Source organism: Nocardia sp. NPDC058497 (genome assembly GCF_042720195.1).
Taxonomy (GTDB): Bacteria; Actinomycetota; Actinomycetes; order Mycobacteriales; family Mycobacteriaceae; genus Nocardia.
The window spans coordinates 1-15,898 of record NZ_JBHXMY010000077.1 but is presented as its reverse complement, the minus strand read 5'-3'; the positions used below and the strand labels follow the sequence as shown (position 1 = coordinate 15,898).

General features: G+C 69.7%; 16 protein-coding genes. 2 read left to right on the top strand and 14 right to left on the bottom strand.

Annotation, left to right across the window (positions count from 1 at the left end):
- Window positions 1-63: 63 nt before the first annotated feature.
- From ACFWPJ_RS08360 to ACFWPJ_RS08330, 7 genes are all read right to left on the bottom strand, one after another.
- Window positions 64-354 (bottom strand): EF-hand domain-containing protein, encoded by a 291-nt coding sequence (locus ACFWPJ_RS08360; RefSeq protein ID WP_378848801.1) that lies wholly within the window; start codon window positions 352-354, stop codon window positions 64-66.
- A gap of 155 nt (window positions 355-509) precedes the next feature.
- The gene (truB, locus tag ACFWPJ_RS08355) at window positions 510-1,442 is read right to left on the bottom strand and encodes a tRNA pseudouridine(55) synthase TruB (protein WP_378848799.1); all 933 of its coding nucleotides are present in this window, start codon (window positions 1,440-1,442) and stop codon (window positions 510-512) included.
- Window positions 1,442-2,113 carry a 4'-phosphopantetheinyl transferase Npt gene (gene npt, locus ACFWPJ_RS08350; protein ID WP_378848796.1) on the bottom strand — a complete coding sequence of 224 codons (672 nt, stop codon included), beginning with the start codon at window positions 2,111-2,113 and terminating at the stop codon, window positions 1,442-1,444. Before npt ends, truB begins: the two co-directional genes overlap by 1 nt.
- A 191-nt stretch (window positions 2,114-2,304) precedes the next feature.
- Window positions 2,305-3,246, bottom strand: a complete 942-nt coding sequence (locus ACFWPJ_RS08345) for a metallophosphoesterase family protein (protein ID WP_378848809.1) — start codon at window positions 3,244-3,246, stop codon at window positions 2,305-2,307.
- Window positions 3,247-3,403: 157 nt separating this feature from the next.
- On the bottom strand, window positions 3,404-4,546 hold the full coding sequence (locus tag ACFWPJ_RS08340) for a lipase family protein (protein ID WP_378848793.1): 1,143 nt from the start codon (window positions 4,544-4,546) through the stop codon (window positions 3,404-3,406).
- Between the two features lie 95 nt (window positions 4,547-4,641).
- Window positions 4,642-5,982: an MATE family efflux transporter gene (locus ACFWPJ_RS08335; protein ID WP_378848807.1), complete on the bottom strand. Its 1,341-nt coding sequence runs from the start codon at window positions 5,980-5,982 to the stop codon at window positions 4,642-4,644.
- A gap of 121 nt (window positions 5,983-6,103) precedes the next feature.
- A complete protein-coding gene (locus tag ACFWPJ_RS08330; RefSeq protein ID WP_378848791.1) occupies window positions 6,104-6,904 on the bottom strand; it encodes a class I SAM-dependent methyltransferase in 801 nt (266 codons plus the stop codon).
- 98 nt (window positions 6,905-7,002) lie between these two features.
- Here ACFWPJ_RS08330 and ACFWPJ_RS08325 point away from each other — a divergent pair, with 98 nt between their 5' ends.
- Window positions 7,003-8,166, top strand: coding sequence for an MFS transporter (locus tag ACFWPJ_RS08325; protein WP_378848789.1), 1,164 nt, complete (start codon window positions 7,003-7,005; stop codon window positions 8,164-8,166).
- Window positions 8,167-8,421: 255 nt separating this feature from the next.
- Here ACFWPJ_RS08325 and ACFWPJ_RS08320 read toward each other — a convergent pair whose 3' ends face one another.
- The 7 genes from ACFWPJ_RS08320 to rimP all read right to left on the bottom strand — a co-directional run bounded on the left by ACFWPJ_RS08320 (window position 8,422) and on the right by rimP (window position 15,510).
- Window positions 8,422-9,438 (bottom strand): bifunctional oligoribonuclease/PAP phosphatase NrnA, encoded by a 1,017-nt coding sequence (locus tag ACFWPJ_RS08320; protein ID WP_378848786.1) that lies wholly within the window; start codon window positions 9,436-9,438, stop codon window positions 8,422-8,424.
- Between the two features lie 62 nt (window positions 9,439-9,500).
- Window positions 9,501-9,950 carry a 30S ribosome-binding factor RbfA gene (gene rbfA / locus ACFWPJ_RS08315; RefSeq protein WP_189024213.1) on the bottom strand — a complete coding sequence of 150 codons (450 nt, stop codon included), beginning with the start codon at window positions 9,948-9,950 and terminating at the stop codon, window positions 9,501-9,503.
- A 22-nt stretch (window positions 9,951-9,972) separates the two neighbouring features.
- Window positions 9,973-10,266 carry a DUF503 domain-containing protein gene (locus ACFWPJ_RS08310; protein WP_378848804.1) on the bottom strand — a complete coding sequence of 98 codons (294 nt, stop codon included), beginning with the start codon at window positions 10,264-10,266 and terminating at the stop codon, window positions 9,973-9,975.
- Between the two features lie 89 nt (window positions 10,267-10,355).
- The gene (gene infB, locus ACFWPJ_RS08305) at window positions 10,356-13,349 is read right to left on the bottom strand and encodes a translation initiation factor IF-2 (RefSeq protein WP_378848783.1); all 2,994 of its coding nucleotides are present in this window, start codon (window positions 13,347-13,349) and stop codon (window positions 10,356-10,358) included.
- Window positions 13,350-13,457: 108 nt separating this feature from the next.
- Window positions 13,458-13,787, bottom strand: coding sequence for a YlxR family protein (locus tag ACFWPJ_RS08300; RefSeq protein ID WP_378848781.1), 330 nt, complete (start codon window positions 13,785-13,787; stop codon window positions 13,458-13,460).
- 68 nt (window positions 13,788-13,855) lie between these two features.
- On the bottom strand, window positions 13,856-14,884 hold the full coding sequence (gene nusA, locus ACFWPJ_RS08295) for a transcription termination factor NusA (RefSeq protein WP_378848778.1): 1,029 nt from the start codon (window positions 14,882-14,884) through the stop codon (window positions 13,856-13,858).
- Window positions 14,881-15,510: a ribosome maturation factor RimP gene (gene rimP / locus ACFWPJ_RS08290; RefSeq protein ID WP_378848776.1), complete on the bottom strand. Its 630-nt coding sequence runs from the start codon at window positions 15,508-15,510 to the stop codon at window positions 14,881-14,883. Before rimP ends, nusA begins: the two co-directional genes overlap by 4 nt.
- Window positions 15,511-15,681: 171 nt before the next feature.
- On the opposite strand from rimP, the gene ACFWPJ_RS08285 reads away from it, so the two are divergent.
- Window positions 15,682-15,898, top strand: a 217-nt coding sequence (locus ACFWPJ_RS08285; protein WP_378848773.1) for a hypothetical protein, incomplete at its 3' end; no start/stop codon positions are given.

Below are 15,898 nucleotides of genomic sequence, written 5' to 3'. Positions count from 1 at the left end.
GTACAGGCACTCGGGCGCCGGGCGCCCCCCGCCCCCCCCCCCGGGGGCGCGGGGGGGTAACCGCTAATCCTGTTCGGTGACTGAGTTTCGCCCGTCGCCGTTGACATCGAACACCCGGAACGCCGCGTCGGCATCGGTCACCTCGATGCGCCCCTCGACAACAGCGGCATCGAATTCGGCACGCGAGACCAGGAAGTCACCGTTGGTGTCGGCGGCCGCGACCAGCCGTTCAATCGCCGCGTGGTCGACATCGACACCGGCGGAACGGATTCCGGCGGCGATGTCATCGACCGACACCAGGCCGTCACCGTCACGGTCCCACAGTGCGAATGTGTCGACCTGTTCTGAACTCATCTCGCTACCCTTCCCCGCGACCGGCGATAACCATGGCGCCGATCGTCACTGCCACTCTACGTATTCGAGGGCCGCGTCCACGTCGGCCCATTCCTGAGAGCGAGGCACCATGCTGTGCGAGTCCCCTCGGCGCGGAGCAGGACCTTCCGCGAAGGTCAGTCGCCGATTCCCTGTGGGCGGACCACCATCACCGACGCCGCGCGCTTACCGCTCTCTTCGAGAAGCGCGATGGCCCTGCCCGACGGATCAATCGCTGCGTACACGCCTTTGAGGCCGATCGGTTCGAGCCAGCGGCCGTTGCGCAGGTCGTTCGCCTGGGATTCGTCGATGTCGCGGTGCGGGAAGGCCGTACGCACCGCGGTGTCGATATCGAGGCTGAGCAGTGGCTGTTCGGCCTCCGCGGCGGTCGCGAGTTCGTCGAGGGTGCGGGCGTGTTCGAGGGTGAACGGGCCGACCCTGGTGCGGCGCAACGCGGTCAGGTGGCCGCCGACGCCGAGGGCGGCGCCGAGGTCACGGGCGAGGGCGCGGATGTAGGTGCCCGAGGAGCATTCGACTTCCACGTCCAGGTCGACGAATTCGCCGTCGGCGAGATCGCGGCGGGCCAGGATGTCGAAGCGCGACACGGTGACCGGACGCGCGGCCAGCTGCACGTCTTCGCCGGCGCGGGCACGGGCGTAGGCGCGCTCACCGTCGACCTTGATGGCGCTGACCGTGGCGGGCACCTGCTCGATGGCACCGGTCAGCGCGGCCACACCGGCCGCGATCTGCTCGTCGGTGACGTGCAGCGCGGGCGTGGTCGCGGTGACCTCGCCCTCGGCGTCGTCGGTGATGGTGGCCTGGCCGAGCCGGATGGTCGCCGTGTACGCCTTGGTGGTGAGGATCAGCTGCCCGAGCAGCTTCGTCGCCCGCTCCACGCCGAGCACGAGGACACCGGTCGCCATCGGGTCGAGGGTGCCCGCGTGGCCGACCTTCTTGGTGCGCAGCAGTTTCCGGCTGCGGGCCACCACGTCGTGGCTGGTCCAGCCGCCGTCCTTGTCGACGATCACCAGCCCACCGAGCTGGTCGACCGCGGGCGTGCGCGCGGCCATCAGCCGTGCGCGATCGCGGTCAGGATCAGCCCGTCGGCGATCAGCCAGCGTCCGTCGAACGAGGTCAGCGGGGCGCCACCGTCGTTCGTCATACCGGGGACGAGCAGCTTCGTGTGGAACGTTCCCGAGCCGGAATCGGCGGTGCGGGAATCGATCTCGAAGGTGATGTGCGCGTCCTCGAAGCCGAGCCAGCGCAGGGTCAGCGGGAACCAGGCCTTGTAGGTGGCTTCCTTCGCGCAGAACAGCAGGCGATCCAGGTGCAGGCCCGCACTCGGCGCACTCGCCAGCCACTCTCGTTCGACGGGCAAGCTCACCGATTCGAGTACACCGTCGGGCAGGGCACCGTGCGGTTCGGCATCGTTGCCGACCGAGCGGAACCGCAGCGCATGCGCCATTGCCGCGGCGCGATAGCCGTCGCAGTGGGTCAGGCTGCCGACCACACCGCGCGGGAACAGCGGCATCCCGCGCTCGCCTTTACCGATCGCCACCGGCGGCTCGCCGAGCTGCTCGAGCGCCAGCCGTGCGCAGTGCCGGGCACCGATGAAGTCGCGGCGCCGCTTCTCGACCGACTTGGCGATGAGATGCTCCTCAGCCGGGTGCGCCTTCAAGTCCTCCGGATACGCCAGCAGCTCCGCGGCGGCCACGCCGGACGGCAGAATGTTCTGAATCATCGGGAACCAGCGTAATCGGTGCCGTAGCTCGCCGTCCGACCGCAGCCGCTGTTGCCTGTTGTGCTCAGCGCTGCGGTGTCGGCCGAGGCCACAGTCGCACACCCCGCGAAAGGCAGGCCCGGTGGCCGTCACTGCCCGGCGGCGTCGGCCCGCCACCGGTGCCGGGGCGCGGTGCGGCCAGTCAGCAGCGGTCAGATGCCCCGGCGGCGATCGGCTTTGGCGCGCATCTCGGCTGCCGCGGCTTCCATTTCCGGGGTGACCGTGAAGTGGCCGCCCCAGGCGTTGAGGTCGCCCTCGGCGTAGACCGGTTCGGGCAGGATCTGGCGGAGGAGGGGCTCGGGCATGCCGCGGCGTTTCCATTCGCGGGGGTAGCCGAGGGAGACCTCTTCGAAGCGGACGCCGTCGTAGTAGGTGGTGCGCGGGATGTGCAGGTGGCCGTAGACCGAGCAGACCACGTTGTAGCTGGTGTGCCAGTCGGCGGTGAGGTCGGTGCCGCACCACATGGAGAACTCGGGGTAGAAGAGGATCTCGGTGGGCTGGCGGACCAGCGGGAAGTGGTTGACCAGGACCACGGGGGTGTCGGCGCCCAGGGCGTCGAGGCGGCGCTGGGTGTACTGCACGCGGGCGTGGCACCAGGCGTCGCGGGTGAGGTACGGGTCGGGGGTCAGCAGGAATTCGTCGGTGGCGACGACATTGCGCTCGCGGGCGACGGCCAGGCCCTGGGTCTTGGTGGTGGTCCCGGCGGGAAGCCACGAGTAGTCGTAGAGCAGGAACATCGGTGCGATGGTGACGCGGCCGCCGTACTGTTCGGCGCCGGATCCGGTCCACACCGGGAACGGGTCCTCCGGTGTCACGACGTCGAGGTCACGGCACATCGCGACGAGGTAGTCGTAGCGGGCGGCGCCGTGCATCTGCACCGGATCCTTGGGTGTGGTCCACAGCTCGTGGTTGCCCGGCACCCAGATGACCTTCGCGAACCGGCCACGCAGCAGCTCGAGCGCCCACCGGACCTCTTCGGCCTTCTCGCCCACGTCACCCGCGACGATCAGCCAGTCCTCCGGCGAATCCGGCTGGATCTGTTCCACCACCGGCTTGTTGCCCTGATGCCCCACGTGCACATCACTGACCGCCATCAACTTGGGAATCACCTGTCCACAGTGGCACACGCACGCGGCGGCGCGTCCGTGGGTTCACCGATCGGGCAGCGTCTCGGCCGCCGGCAGATCCAGCAGCCCGGGAAAGCACGCGTCGAGGTCGGCTCGGCGCAGCCGCTATCCGCGCTGCAACGGATCAGGCGCGAAACAGTCCGTCGACGAAGGACAGCACGCGATCGCGCGAGGCTTCCTCGATCTCCTCATGCGAGACCGAGTACTGCTCGAACTCGATCTGGGTCCCCGAGGCGCGCAGTTGGGAGAGCAGGGTGAGGGTCATCGGGAGCGGGACGACGGTGTCGGTGGCGCCGTGGGTGATCAGCACGGGCTCCTGGTAGCCGGCGGTCGGGGCGACCATGTAGTCGCGCAGGCCGGTCCCGATGCCGTTGTCCGCCATCGGTTTCGCGAGAATCGACCCGAGTGACATGCCCGCCGAGAGCTTGTCGAAGTCCTGCACGCAAGCGGTGGAGATGGCGTCGACGAGAGTCCGGCCCGATTCGCTGAGATGACCGTTGACGTCGAGGTCGGGGCGGGTGGCGCGCAGCCCGGCGAGCATGCCGGCGAAGGGGCCGGCGAGCCGGTCGACCATCGGCAGGTTGGGCACCTGCGGACCCACCTGGGCGAGGATGTTCTCGTAGTTGGACTCCGGCGCCATCGCCACGGTGCCGCGGAAGTCGAGGTCCGGCGCGTAGCCGGTGGCGAGGTTTCCGGTGGCCAGCGCGGCGTGCCCGCCCTGCGACGAGCCGGCGACGGCCCACGTGTTCGACAGTGCCGGGACAGCGGACCGTGCCGCCTTGACCAGGTCGACAGTTGCCGTCGCCTCGGTGCGCGTGTGCAGGTACGGGTGGACGGTTCGTGAGTTCGGCGACAACCCGACATAGTCCGGAGCCACCACGGCCCAACCGCGATCCAGGAATGCTTGCAGCAGCGGCCGATCGTGGGCCGCCTTCGTCGTGGTGATGCCGCACTGCGGACCCAGGCCACTGGTGCCGTGGTCCCACGCCACGATCGGGTAGCCGCCCGCGGGTGCGGGTGAATCGGGGAGCAGCACCAGTCCGGCGCTGTCGACCAGTCCACCGGTCGGTCCTTCGGTGCGGTAGTCCACGATCGCCGCGCGCGACCAGTCGCCCCAGCCCGCGGGCTGGTCGACATGCGCGAGGAGCGCACCGGTGCCCTCCGGAGCCGCTTGCGCCGTGGGTATCCCCACCCCGGCGCCAGCCAGCAGCGCTGCCGCACCGGCCGCCAATCGCAGGCCGACACTCCTCGAAAACACGTCCAGCACCGCTACTTCGCCTCCATCATCGGCTCGAAGTCGTCCGTTCCGACGGTAGTGCGACAGCGCCATCGGGGGGATCGGTGTGACGAGCGCCACTTCCGTCAGGCGGCGCCGCTCGGCACGTCGGCGCCGACACGGGCCCAGCGGCCGGAGCGGGCCCGGGCGACGACGGCGATCAGGCGCAGCAGCATGAAGGCGACCAGGCCGGACCAGATCCCCGCCACGCCCCAGTCGAAGACGAGCGACAGCCAGATCAGCGGAAGGAAGCCGACGAGAGCCGCGGCGAGGGTGGCGGTGCGCAGGAACGCGGCGTCGCCCGCGCCGAGCAGCACGCCGTCGAGCGCGAAGACCGCGCCCGCGACGGGGATCATAGCGACGAAGAACCACCAGATGACGTCGGTGCGATCGAGGACCTGCGCGTCGCCGGTGAACAGCAGTGGGATCACGCCCGCACCGGCGGCGAAGACCGCGGCCAAGACCAGCGCGAAGATCTCCGACCAGCCGGTGACGCGGCGGGCGATCCCCTTCGCGCCCCGCGCATTGCCCGCACCCAGCGCGGCGCCGACCAGGGTCTGGGCGGCAATGGCGAGCGAATCCAGGGTCAGCGCGAGGAAATTCCAGAGTTGCAGGACCAGCTGGTGGGCGGCGACGGACGCGGCGCCGAAGCGCGCCGCGACCGCGGCGGCGGAGACGAAGCACACCTGGAACGACAGGCTGCGCACGATGAGATCGCGGCCGAGCACCAGCTGCGCGCGCATCACGGCAGGATGCGGACGCAGCGAAACCCGTTCCCGCAGCAGCGCGTAGACGAACAGTGCGCCGGACACGAGCTGCCCGGCGAGATTCGCCACCGCCGAACCAGCCAGCTCCATCCGCGGCGCGCCTAACAGCCCGTACACCAGCACCGGGCACAGCACGGCCGACAGAGCCAGTCCCGCAACGACATACATCAGCGGGCGCCGCACGTCCTGCACGCCGCGCATCCAGCCGTTACCCGCCATCGACAGCAGGATCAACGGCACCCCACACAGCGCGATACGCACCCAGATCAGCGCCTCGTCGGCGATCTCGCCACCGCCCGCGATCGCCGCGCACAGCGGGCCCGCGAACAGCTGCACCACCAGCACGATGAGCACACCGATCCCCGCGCCGACCCAGGTCGCCTGGATACCCTCCGCCACCGCACCGGCCCGATCCCCCGCGCCGTGCCGTCGCGCCGCCCGCGCCGTCGTGCCGTACGACAGGAACGTCAGCTGGGTACTGACCGTGCCCACGATGACACCGCCGACGGCCAGCCCAGCCAGTGCCAGCGCCCCGAGCCTGCCGACGACCGCCATGTCGAACAGCAGATACAGCGGCTCGGCCACCAGCACACCGAGGGTAGGCAGCGCGATCCCGAGAATCCGCCGCGGACCGGCCTGATACTCCGGATCATCATCGATGGAACTCACGCCCGACCTCCCCCGTCGAGGGGCGCCGCGTTCCGGCGCACGCCAGTGCTGATCACGGCCGATGGTCGCACACCGCACCGACACGGATCCGGTGAGCGGTTACGCAGGTTGGTCAACCTGTCTGCGCGCGGCGGGCTACGAAAACGTATTCTCTGCTGTCCTCGGTGAACGGTTCACCGGCGAACCCGCCGTGGAGTGCCTCCAGTTCGAGGCCGGCCACATCGAGAAGTCCGAGCCACTCGTTCTTCGTCGCCCACCACAGTGAGCTGACCGCCCCACTGTCGAGGACCAGGTCGATGCGGTTGTCGCCCACGGCGTATCGGTTGGTGTGCGCCACCGGTCTGAACTGGCGTGTTCCATCCAAACGTGCAGCGCTGTGGTGATCGAATGCGAACGCGTTCCACGCGAACCGGCCGCCCGGCCGCAGCGAGGCTGCCACCCGCTCGAAGACGCGGCGGCGGTCGGCCCAAGTGCGTAGGTGCAGTAGCGCTCTGAACGGGCAGTAGATCAGTGCAGCAGGCTGATCGAGGCGCAGATCACGCATGTCTCCCACTCTCAGGTCCAACAGCACTCCAGCAGCAGCGGCCCGGCTCATGGCCTGCTCGAGCATGCGGGCAGAGGTGTCGATGCCGATCACAGGTTGCCTGGTGGCCTGGGCGACCGGTATCGCCACACGGCCGTTGCCTATAGCGAGTTCGACTATCGGCCCGTCGGCCCGACTGGCAAGTTCGACGTAGAACGCGACATCCGCCGTCATATCCGCCGACCACTCCGCATAGTGATCCGCGAATGCCTCGTCCCAGCTCATGCGATCAAGCATGATCGCCCAAGCCTGAGGAAAGCCCATCGATTTCGCGGGATGATTCCAGCGAATCGACGCGTGACGAGCGTCCGGCACGGCAGTATTGGTCACCCGCCCAGTTATCGTCGGCGACCGCACACCACACGCTCGGGCGGACGAGCACCGCGAACACCCCGGTTCGCCCGACCCACCGAGGACAACGAACGACCATGGCGACAGCGAACCGATGGCGGCTGATCACCGCCTTTTCCCTGGTCGGCGCCGCCACCCAGCTGGTTTGGCTGACCTACGCGCCGGTGACGACCGTCGCCGCCGAGCACTTCGATGTGTCCGAATCCGCCGTCGGCTGGCTGGCGAATATGTTCCCGCTGCTCTACGTCGTCCTCGCCGTGCCGGCGGGCATCCTGCTCGACCGCTGGTTCCGGCCCGCCCTGATCGCCGGCGCGGTGCTGACCGCGCTCGGCGCGGACCTGCGCCTGCTCCACGACGGGTTCGCCGTGGCGCTGCTCGGGCAGACGGTCGTCGCCGTGGCGCAACCGCTGGTGCTCAACGCGATCACCGGCATCGCCGGGCACTACCTCGACAAGAAGGACCGGCCGACCGGTATCGCCGTCGGCACAGCGAGCACGTTCGCGGGCATGGCCGCCGCCTTCGTCCTCGGCGCGATCCTGCCCGGTACGGATCAGCTCGGAACCCTCACCGCTGTCGGCGCGGTCTTCGCCAGTGTGGCGGCCGTCCTGCTGACCGTCGAACTGGCCCGTGCCGGTCGCGGGCCCGCGGCGAGCACGTCGACCTCGCTGTCCGCCCTGCGCGCCACGCTCGGCGACAGCTATGTGCGCAGGCTGTGCATCGCGGTGTTCTTCCCATTCGGGACGTTCGTCGCGTTGGCCACCTACGGTCAGGCGCTCTTGGAACCCGCTGGCGTCAGCGCCGATGCCGCCAGTGTCGTGCTGCTGATCAACGTCCTCGCGGGCGTCGTCGGATGCGCGGTGGTGCCGGTGGCGGTGCTGCGTCGCGGCGTCGAACTGCCCGCGGTCATGGTCGGCCTCACGGCCAGTGCGCTCGCCTGTCTGCTCGTCGCCGTGGCGCCGGGGCCGGCCACCGGATTCCTGGCCTTCGTCCTGATCGGGCTGACGCTGTTGCCCGCGCTGCCGATCGTCCTCACGATGGCCGAACGCCACACCGGAGCGGCCGAAGGCACGGCGGCGGGGCTGATCTGGATGACCGGCAATCTCGGCGGCCTGGTCGTGGCCGGTGCCACCGGACTGCTCGTCGACCGACCGGCACTCGCTTTCGGATTATCCGCTGCCACAACAATTCTGGGCGTCCCGCTGGCCATGCGCCTGCGCCGCACGCCAGTCCAGGTCGGCTGATCGTCTTCCGGACTCGGCCGGACTGTCGTCTGAGCCAGACGATCAGGTGTGCCGTCACCAGCTCGAGCGATCGCTCGCCTGGATCATCGATCGGCTGTGCCGTCGCCAGCCTGCGCCAGACCCGTCAGCTGGGCCGTCCCGCCATGGCACTGGGCCATCGAGGCGCACCATCGGACGCAATCGCGCGGGTGGAAACCGATGCGCGTCGGACAGCACCATCCTGCTGGACTGGACGTCCGCTCGCCGACTCAGCGATCAACCGAGCGCGGTGACCAGTGCCTGCACCACATCATTGGCATTGCCGTAGGTCGTGTAGCCCGCCGCGAAGCGGTGCCCACCCCCGCCGAACACGCCGGCGATCGCGGCGACATCGACACCATCGGCCGCACCGGGCGCGGAATCACGGGAGCGCAGCGAGACCGTCCACCGGTCGTTCTGGCCGCGGGCTTCCTTGAAGACGGCCGCGATCCCCGCTTCGGCGGTGGTGCGGACGACGTCGATCACGCTCTCCACCTCTTCGGGCCCGACATCATGGGTGTCGGCGGCGCGCACCAGCGCGTAGACCAGCCCGACGCCGGCGGCGGACGGGACGACAACGGCCGTCGACAGCACCTTCGACAGCATCGGCAGCCACGAGAAGGGGTGGGTATCGAGCAGCACGCGGGTGATCTCGGCGCCGTCGATCCCGGTGGCGAGCAGCCGCTCGGCCATGGCGTGACTGCCGGTGCGCGCCCAGCGGAACGACCCGGTGTCGGTCACCAAGCCCGCGAACAGGCAGTGTGCGATGTCGGCATCGATCGGGATGCCCCACGCGTCGAGCAGGCGGGTCACCAATTCGGTGGTCGACGCCGCCGACTCGTCGATCAGGTCGACGGTGCCGAACCCGTCGTTGGCGCGGTGGTGATCGATGACCAGCGTCGTCGCCGCACCGGGCAACCGGTCGGCGAGCGCGCCGAGCCTGCTGCGCGCGCCACAGTCGACGACGACGAGCAGGTCGACCTCGAGCGGCACGTCGGCGGGCGCCACCAGCAGATGCCCGCCGGGCAGCGTCCGCAGCGAGGCGGGCAGTTCGGCGGGCTCGGCGAACGACACCGCCACCGGCACGCCCTTGCGCTCCAGCGCCAGCGCCAGCGCGAGCCCGCTGCCGATGGTGTCGGCGTCGGGCTGCACGTGACACAACACGGTCACCGAACGCGCCGCCGCCACTGCGGCGACGGCGGCGTCCAGTACCAACGCGTCACGGGCGCCCGTCATGCCGCGTCCGATCGGCATGCCCGGGCGCCCCGCGTGCTCACGCAGGCTGCCGACTCCGGGCGCTGACCGTTCATGCCGGGTTACTCGTCGCCGTCGTCGTCGCGATCGGCCTTGTACGGATCGGCCTCACCGGCGTGGGTGGCGTTGGCCGCGACCTTGGCGACCTCGTCGTCGATGGCGCGAGCCCGGGCGAGCAGCTCCTCCATCTCACGGGCCGCGTCGGGCACCTTGTCCAGCGTGAACGACAGGATCGGGGTGAACTTCACCCCGGTGCCCGCACCCACCTTGGACCGCAGCACGCCCTTGGCCGCGTCCAGACCGGCGGCCGCGGCCGCGTAGTCGGGTTCGGTGTCGAGCGTCTCGCCCATCACCGTGTAGAACACCGTTGCCTCGCGCAGATCGCCGGTCACCTTGGCGTCGGTGACCGTGACGAACCGCAGCCGCGGATCCTTGATCTCGTACTCGATCGCGGTAGCCACGATCGCGGAAATCCGCTTGGCGAGTCGGCGTGCCCTGGCTTGATCCACCATGGGTCTGTCCTCCTCTACTACTTCAGTCCTCGGGTCCGAAGATCCGGCGGCGTACTGCCAGCAACTCTATCTCCGGACGCGCGGCAACGTGCCGCTCACACTTGTCGAGCACCTCGTTCAGGTGCCCGATATCCGCACTGACCATGGCCACCCCGAGCAATGCCCGGCGGTGCAGGTCCTGATCTCCCGCTTCGGCGGCGTGCACGGCGAAGCGCTTCTGCAGCTCGGCGAGAATCGGGCGGATCACCGACCGCTTCTCCTTGAGCGAATGCACGTCACCGAGCAGTAGATCGAATTCGAGCGCACCGATATACAGCGGTGCTCACCTCCTGATAGATGGATTGCCCGCATGACCGCACGCCGCACCCGAAGCATCGGATGCGGCGTGCGGAACGGTGTGCGTTATCAGTCGCGCGGCTTCTCGCGCAGCTCGTACGCCTCGATGATGTCGCCGTCCTTGATGTCGTTGTAGGTCACGGTCATACCGCACTCGTAACCTTCGCGCACCTCGGTGGCGTCGTCCTTCTCCCGCTTGAGCGAGGAGATGGTCATCGTCTCCGCGACCACCCTGCCGTCGCGGATCAGGCGCGCCTTGGCGTTGCGCTTGACCGAACCCGACAGGACCATGCAGCCGGCGATGTTGCCGACCTTCGACGAACGGAAGATCGCGCGGATCTCCGCCCGGCCCAGCTCGACCTCTTCGTAGATCGGCTTGAGCATGCCCTTGAGGGCCTTCTCGATCTCGTCGATGGCCTGGTAGATCACCGAGTAGTACCGGATGTCGACGCCCTCGCGGTTGGCCAGCTCGGTGGCCTTGCCCTCCGCACGGACGTTGAAGCCGATGATGATCGCGTTCGAGGCCGACGCCAGGTTGACGTTGGTCTCGGTGACGCCACCGACACCGCGGTCGATGACGCGCAGGCGCACCTCGTCGTCGATCTCGATGCCGAGCAGGGCCTCTTCGAGGGCCTCGACGGTACCGGAGTTGTCGCCCTTGAGGATCAGGTTGAGCTCCGAAGTCTCCTTCAGGGCGGCATCCAGATCTTCCAGGCTGATCCGCTTGCGGCTGCGCGCGGCCAGTGCGTTGCGCTTGCGCGCATTGCGGCGGTCGGCGATCTGGCGAGCGATCCGGTCTTCCTCGACCACGATCAGGTTGTCACCGGCGCCGGGCACCGAGGTGAAACCGATGACCTGCACCGGGCGCGACGGCGACGCCGCGTGGACGTCCTCGCCGTGCTCGTCGACCATGCGGCGCACACGACCGTAGGCGTCGCCCGCCACGATCGAGTCGCCGACGTGCAGCGTGCCGCGCTGGATGAGCACGGTGGCCACCGGGCCACGGCCGCGGTCGAGGTGCGCCTCGATGGCGACACCCTGGGCGTCCATGTCCGGGTTGGCCCGCAGGTCGAGCGAGGCGTCGGCGGTCAGCAGGACCGCTTCCAGCAGCGCGTCGATGTTGGTGCCCTGCTTGGCCGAGATGTCGACGAACATGGTGTCGCCGCCGTACTCCTCGGTGACCAGACCGTATTCGGTCAGCTGCTGCCGGATCTTGTCCGGGTTCGCGCCTTCCTTGTCGATCTTGTTGACCGCCACCACGATCGGCACATCAGCGGCCTGCGCGTGGTTGATCGCTTCCACCGTCTGCGGCATGACGCCGTCGTCGGCCGCGACCACGAGGATCGCGATGTCGGTGGCCTTCGCACCACGCGCACGCATGGCGGTGAACGCCTCGTGACCCGGGGTGTCGATGAAGGTGATCAGACGCTCTTCGTTGTTCAGGTCGGTGAGCACCTGGTAGGCGCCGATGTGCTGGGTGATGCCACCGGCCTCGCCCTCACGGACGTTGGCCTTACGGATCGTGTCCAGCAGTCGGGTCTTACCGTGGTCGACGTGACCCATGACGGTCACGACCGGCGGACGCTGCTCGAGGTCTTCCTCGCCGCCCGCGTCCTCGCCGTAGGTGAGGTCGAACGACTGCAGCAGCTCACGGTCTTCGTCCTCGGGGCTGACGACGTGGACGACGTAGTTCATCTCGCTGCCGAGCAGCTCGAGGGTCTCGTCGTTCACCGACTGGGTCGCGGTGACCATCTCGCCGAGGTTGAACAGCGCCTGCACCAGGGCAGCCGGGTTCGCGTCGATCTTCTCGGCGAAGTCCGACAGCGACGCGCCGCGGGCGAGACGGATGATCTCGCCGTTGCCGCGGGGCAGCCGCACGCCACCGACGGCGGGCGCCTGCATGTTCTCGTATTCGGCGCGCTTCGCCCGCTTCGACTTACGGCCACGACGGACAGCGCCGCCGGGACGACCAAACGCACCTGCTGCGCCACCACGGCCACCGGGACCACCGGGACGACCACCGCCGCCACCGGGACGACCACGGAAACCACCGGCCGCGGGAGCACCGGCACCGGGAGCACCGGGGGCACCGCCACCGCCGCCACGGTAACCGCCGCCACCGCCGCCACCGGGACGACCTGCGCCGCCACCGGGAGCGCCACCGGGACGACCCGGACGACCACCGGCCGCCGGACCCGGACGCGCGGAGCGCTGGGGCATGGCACCGGGGTTCGGACGCGGAGGCATCGAACCCGGGCTGGGACGCGGGCCACCGGGACGCGGGGCACCGCCCTGCGCGGCGGCCGGACGCTGGCCACCCTGACCCTGACCGGGACGGGGACCGCCCTGACCGGGAGCAGGACGCGGACCACCCTGGCCGGGAGCCGGACGGGGACCGCCCTGACCCGGAGTCGGACGCGGGCCACCCTGCGGGGCGGGACGCGGCGCCGGACGCTCACGATCCGGGGCGGAGCTGAACGGGTTGTTGCCGACGCGCGGGGTCTTCGGGCCGGGCTTCGGGCCGGGACCGGCCGGACGCGGGGCCTGGGCACCCGGTGCGGGCTGGCCCGGACGGGCCTGACCTGCGGCGGGCTGACCCGGACGCGGGGCGCCGGGCGCCGGGCGCGGACCGGGCGCGGGGGCACCGGCTGGCTTGGCGACAGGCGCGGACTGTGCGGCCGCGGGGGTGGGGCGAGCGGCCGGAGCCGGCTTCACCTCAGCCGGAGCGACCGGTTCGGCGGGCGCCGGGGTGACCGGAGCCGCGGGGGCGGCAGCGGCGGGAGCCGCCGGAGCCGGACGCGGACCGGGACGCGGACCGCCCGGTGTGGGCTTGGCAGCCGGACGGGCTGCCTGGGACGGACCGGGACGGGCCGCCGGCTTCGCATCGGCCGCCGGGGCGGACTTCGACGCGAGCGATTCGCGCAGACGACGTGCGACGGGTGCTTCCACCGTCGAGGACGCCGACTTCACGAACTCGCCTTGCTCCTTGAGCTTCGCGAGTAGTTCCTTGCTTGTGACACCGAGTTCTTTGGCCAACTCGTGCACGCGGGCCTTGCCTGCCACTGCTCTCCTCACTGAGAGGTCGGGCAGTGACGCCGCCTAGGGAAGGCGGGCCCGCACGACCTCGGGTTATCTCCGATGGACGTTCATCGTTGGTGCTTCACGGTGTGCTCATGAGTGCTCGTGCCTGTTCTCGAGGTACTGCTCCAGGGCTGAGATATCCAGATTTCCGGACACTCGTAGGGCTCTGCCGAATGCTCGGCGCCGCTCTGCGGAACGCAGACAAGCTGAAACGGGGTGCAGCCAGGCACCCCGTCCGGGAAGTCTGCGCCGTGGATCGGGAACGATCGCAACAGCCGAGGCCCCGGCGGAACCGGTGTCCCGATGCTGCACCACGATCCGCAACAGTTCGGCAGACGGCTCACGCTGACGGCATCCGATACAGGTTCGAACGGATTGCGCGGGCCGGTCTTCTACCCACTCTACCGGTGACCCGGTCATAACGACGAACCCCTCCCCTTCCGAAGTTACGAACATGTCATCCGGGGGTCGGGATTCCCGCATTTTCGTCAACCACGGTGCGCCTCCGGCCGGACCGAGTCGCCCGGCTCCGGAGCCGCGTCGCTGCGGATATCGATGCGCCAGCCGGTCAGACGGGCGGCCAGGCGGGCATTCTGGCCCTCCTTGCCGATCGCCAGCGACAGCTGGAAGTCCGGCACGATCACTCGCGCCGCCCTGGCGTCGGGATCGACGACAGTGACCGAAACCACCTTCGACGGCGAGAGCGCGTTGCCGACGAAGGTCGCCGGGTCCTCGGCGTAATCGATGATATCGATCTTCTCACCCGCCAGCTCGCTCATCACGTTGCGCACGCGCTGGCCCATCGGTCCGATGCACGCGCCCTTGGCGTTCACGCCCGGCACGGTGGACCGCACGGCGATCTTGGAGCGATGACCCGACTCGCGCGCCACCGCGACGATCTCCACCGAGCCGTCGGCGATCTCGGGCACCTCGAGCGAGAACAGCCTGCGCACCAGGTTCGGGTGCGTGCGCGAAAGCTGGATCTGCGGGCCGCGCGGACCACGGGAGACGCCGTAGACGTAGCACTTGATCCGGTCGCCGTGCTCGTAGGTCTCCCCCGGCACCTGCTCGGCGGGCGGGATGAGGCCTTCGGCGCCGGTGGCCTCGCTGCCGATGCGGACGACCACGATGCCGCGGGCGTTGGCCCTGGCGTCGCGCTGGACAACGCCGCCGACAATGTCGCCCTCATGGGTCGAGAACTCGCCGAAGGACTTCTCGTTCTCGGCGTCGCGCAGCCGCTGCAGCACGACCTGACGGGCGGTGGTCGCCGCGATGCGGCCGAAGCCTTCGGGGGTGTCGTCCCATTCGGAGACGAGGTTGCCGTCGGCGTCGAGCTCGCGCGCCATCACCCGGACCACGCCGGTCTTCTGGTTGATGTCGATGTAGGCGCTGGGCTGGTGGCCCTCGGTGTGGCGGTAGGCGGTCAGCAGCGCCGACTCGATCGCCGAGATGACGGTCTCGATGGGGATGCCCTTGTCGGCGACGATCGCCCGCAAGGCTTCGATTTCGATGTTCATTCTGCAACCCCTTCGGTGGGAGAGTCACTGTGTTGGCCTGCGGCGGCGAGGTCGGCGGGCTCTTCGCCCGGTACCGGACGGCCCGCGGCGATGCCGCCGGCCAGTTCGAGTTCGGCGGCGCCCGGCGCGTTGAACTCGACCTGGACCACCGCGGAGGCGATGTCGGCGAGCGGCACGTGCACCCGGTGCGGCTTGTTCTTGCCGCCGAGGACGAGCGCGACGGTGCCGTCGTCGGCGAGCAGGCCGACCCGCGCGTCGAAGCGGGCCTTGCCCTCGACCGGTTCGGCGCCCTCGCGCAGCGCGAGCTTCACCTTGCGGCCCTGGGCGCGTCGCCAGTGCCGCTCGGCGGTCAGCGGCCGGTCCACGCCGGGGGTGGTCACTTCGAGCAGGTAGGCGGATTCGCCGAAGTCGCCCGCTTCGTCGAGCAGCTCGGACATCTCCCGGCTGAGCTCGGCGATGGCGTCCAGATCGGCCGGGCCGTCGCTGTCGACGGTGACCTTCAACCGAACCGGCGCCACTTCGTCTTTGCCCGCAGACGCGATCGCAACGCCCTCGAGGTCGAATCCCCGGCGTGCGACGAGCTCAGCGACGAGCTGGCTCACCCTTTCCTCGGTGGGCATCGGCATATGGGCGGCTCCTGGTTCAGTTGTGACGCGATCGGAAATTTCTACGCCGAAGGTCTAGCGTAACGCGCCCCGAGAGTGTAAAGGACCAGCCACTGGGCGTCGCGCACCGGTCCGTCCCGGCGTGCCTCGTCGTGTCGGGCCACCGTCGGCGGATCTGGCACGATGGTGTTCGTGCCCTTCCGCCATACCGCCCCGCCGAGCGCCGGGCGACCTTCCGGCATGCGCTCCGACCGGCACGAATCCCGCCCGATGACGAGCGAGTCGTCCGGCCTGGTCGCCCCGCAGCACACCGGATCGCTATCCCCCGCAGTCTCCGCGCGGCCGACGTCGGCCGCCCCGGCACACCCGCATTCGAACGCCCAGCCGCCAGCCGATCCGGCTACCCCCC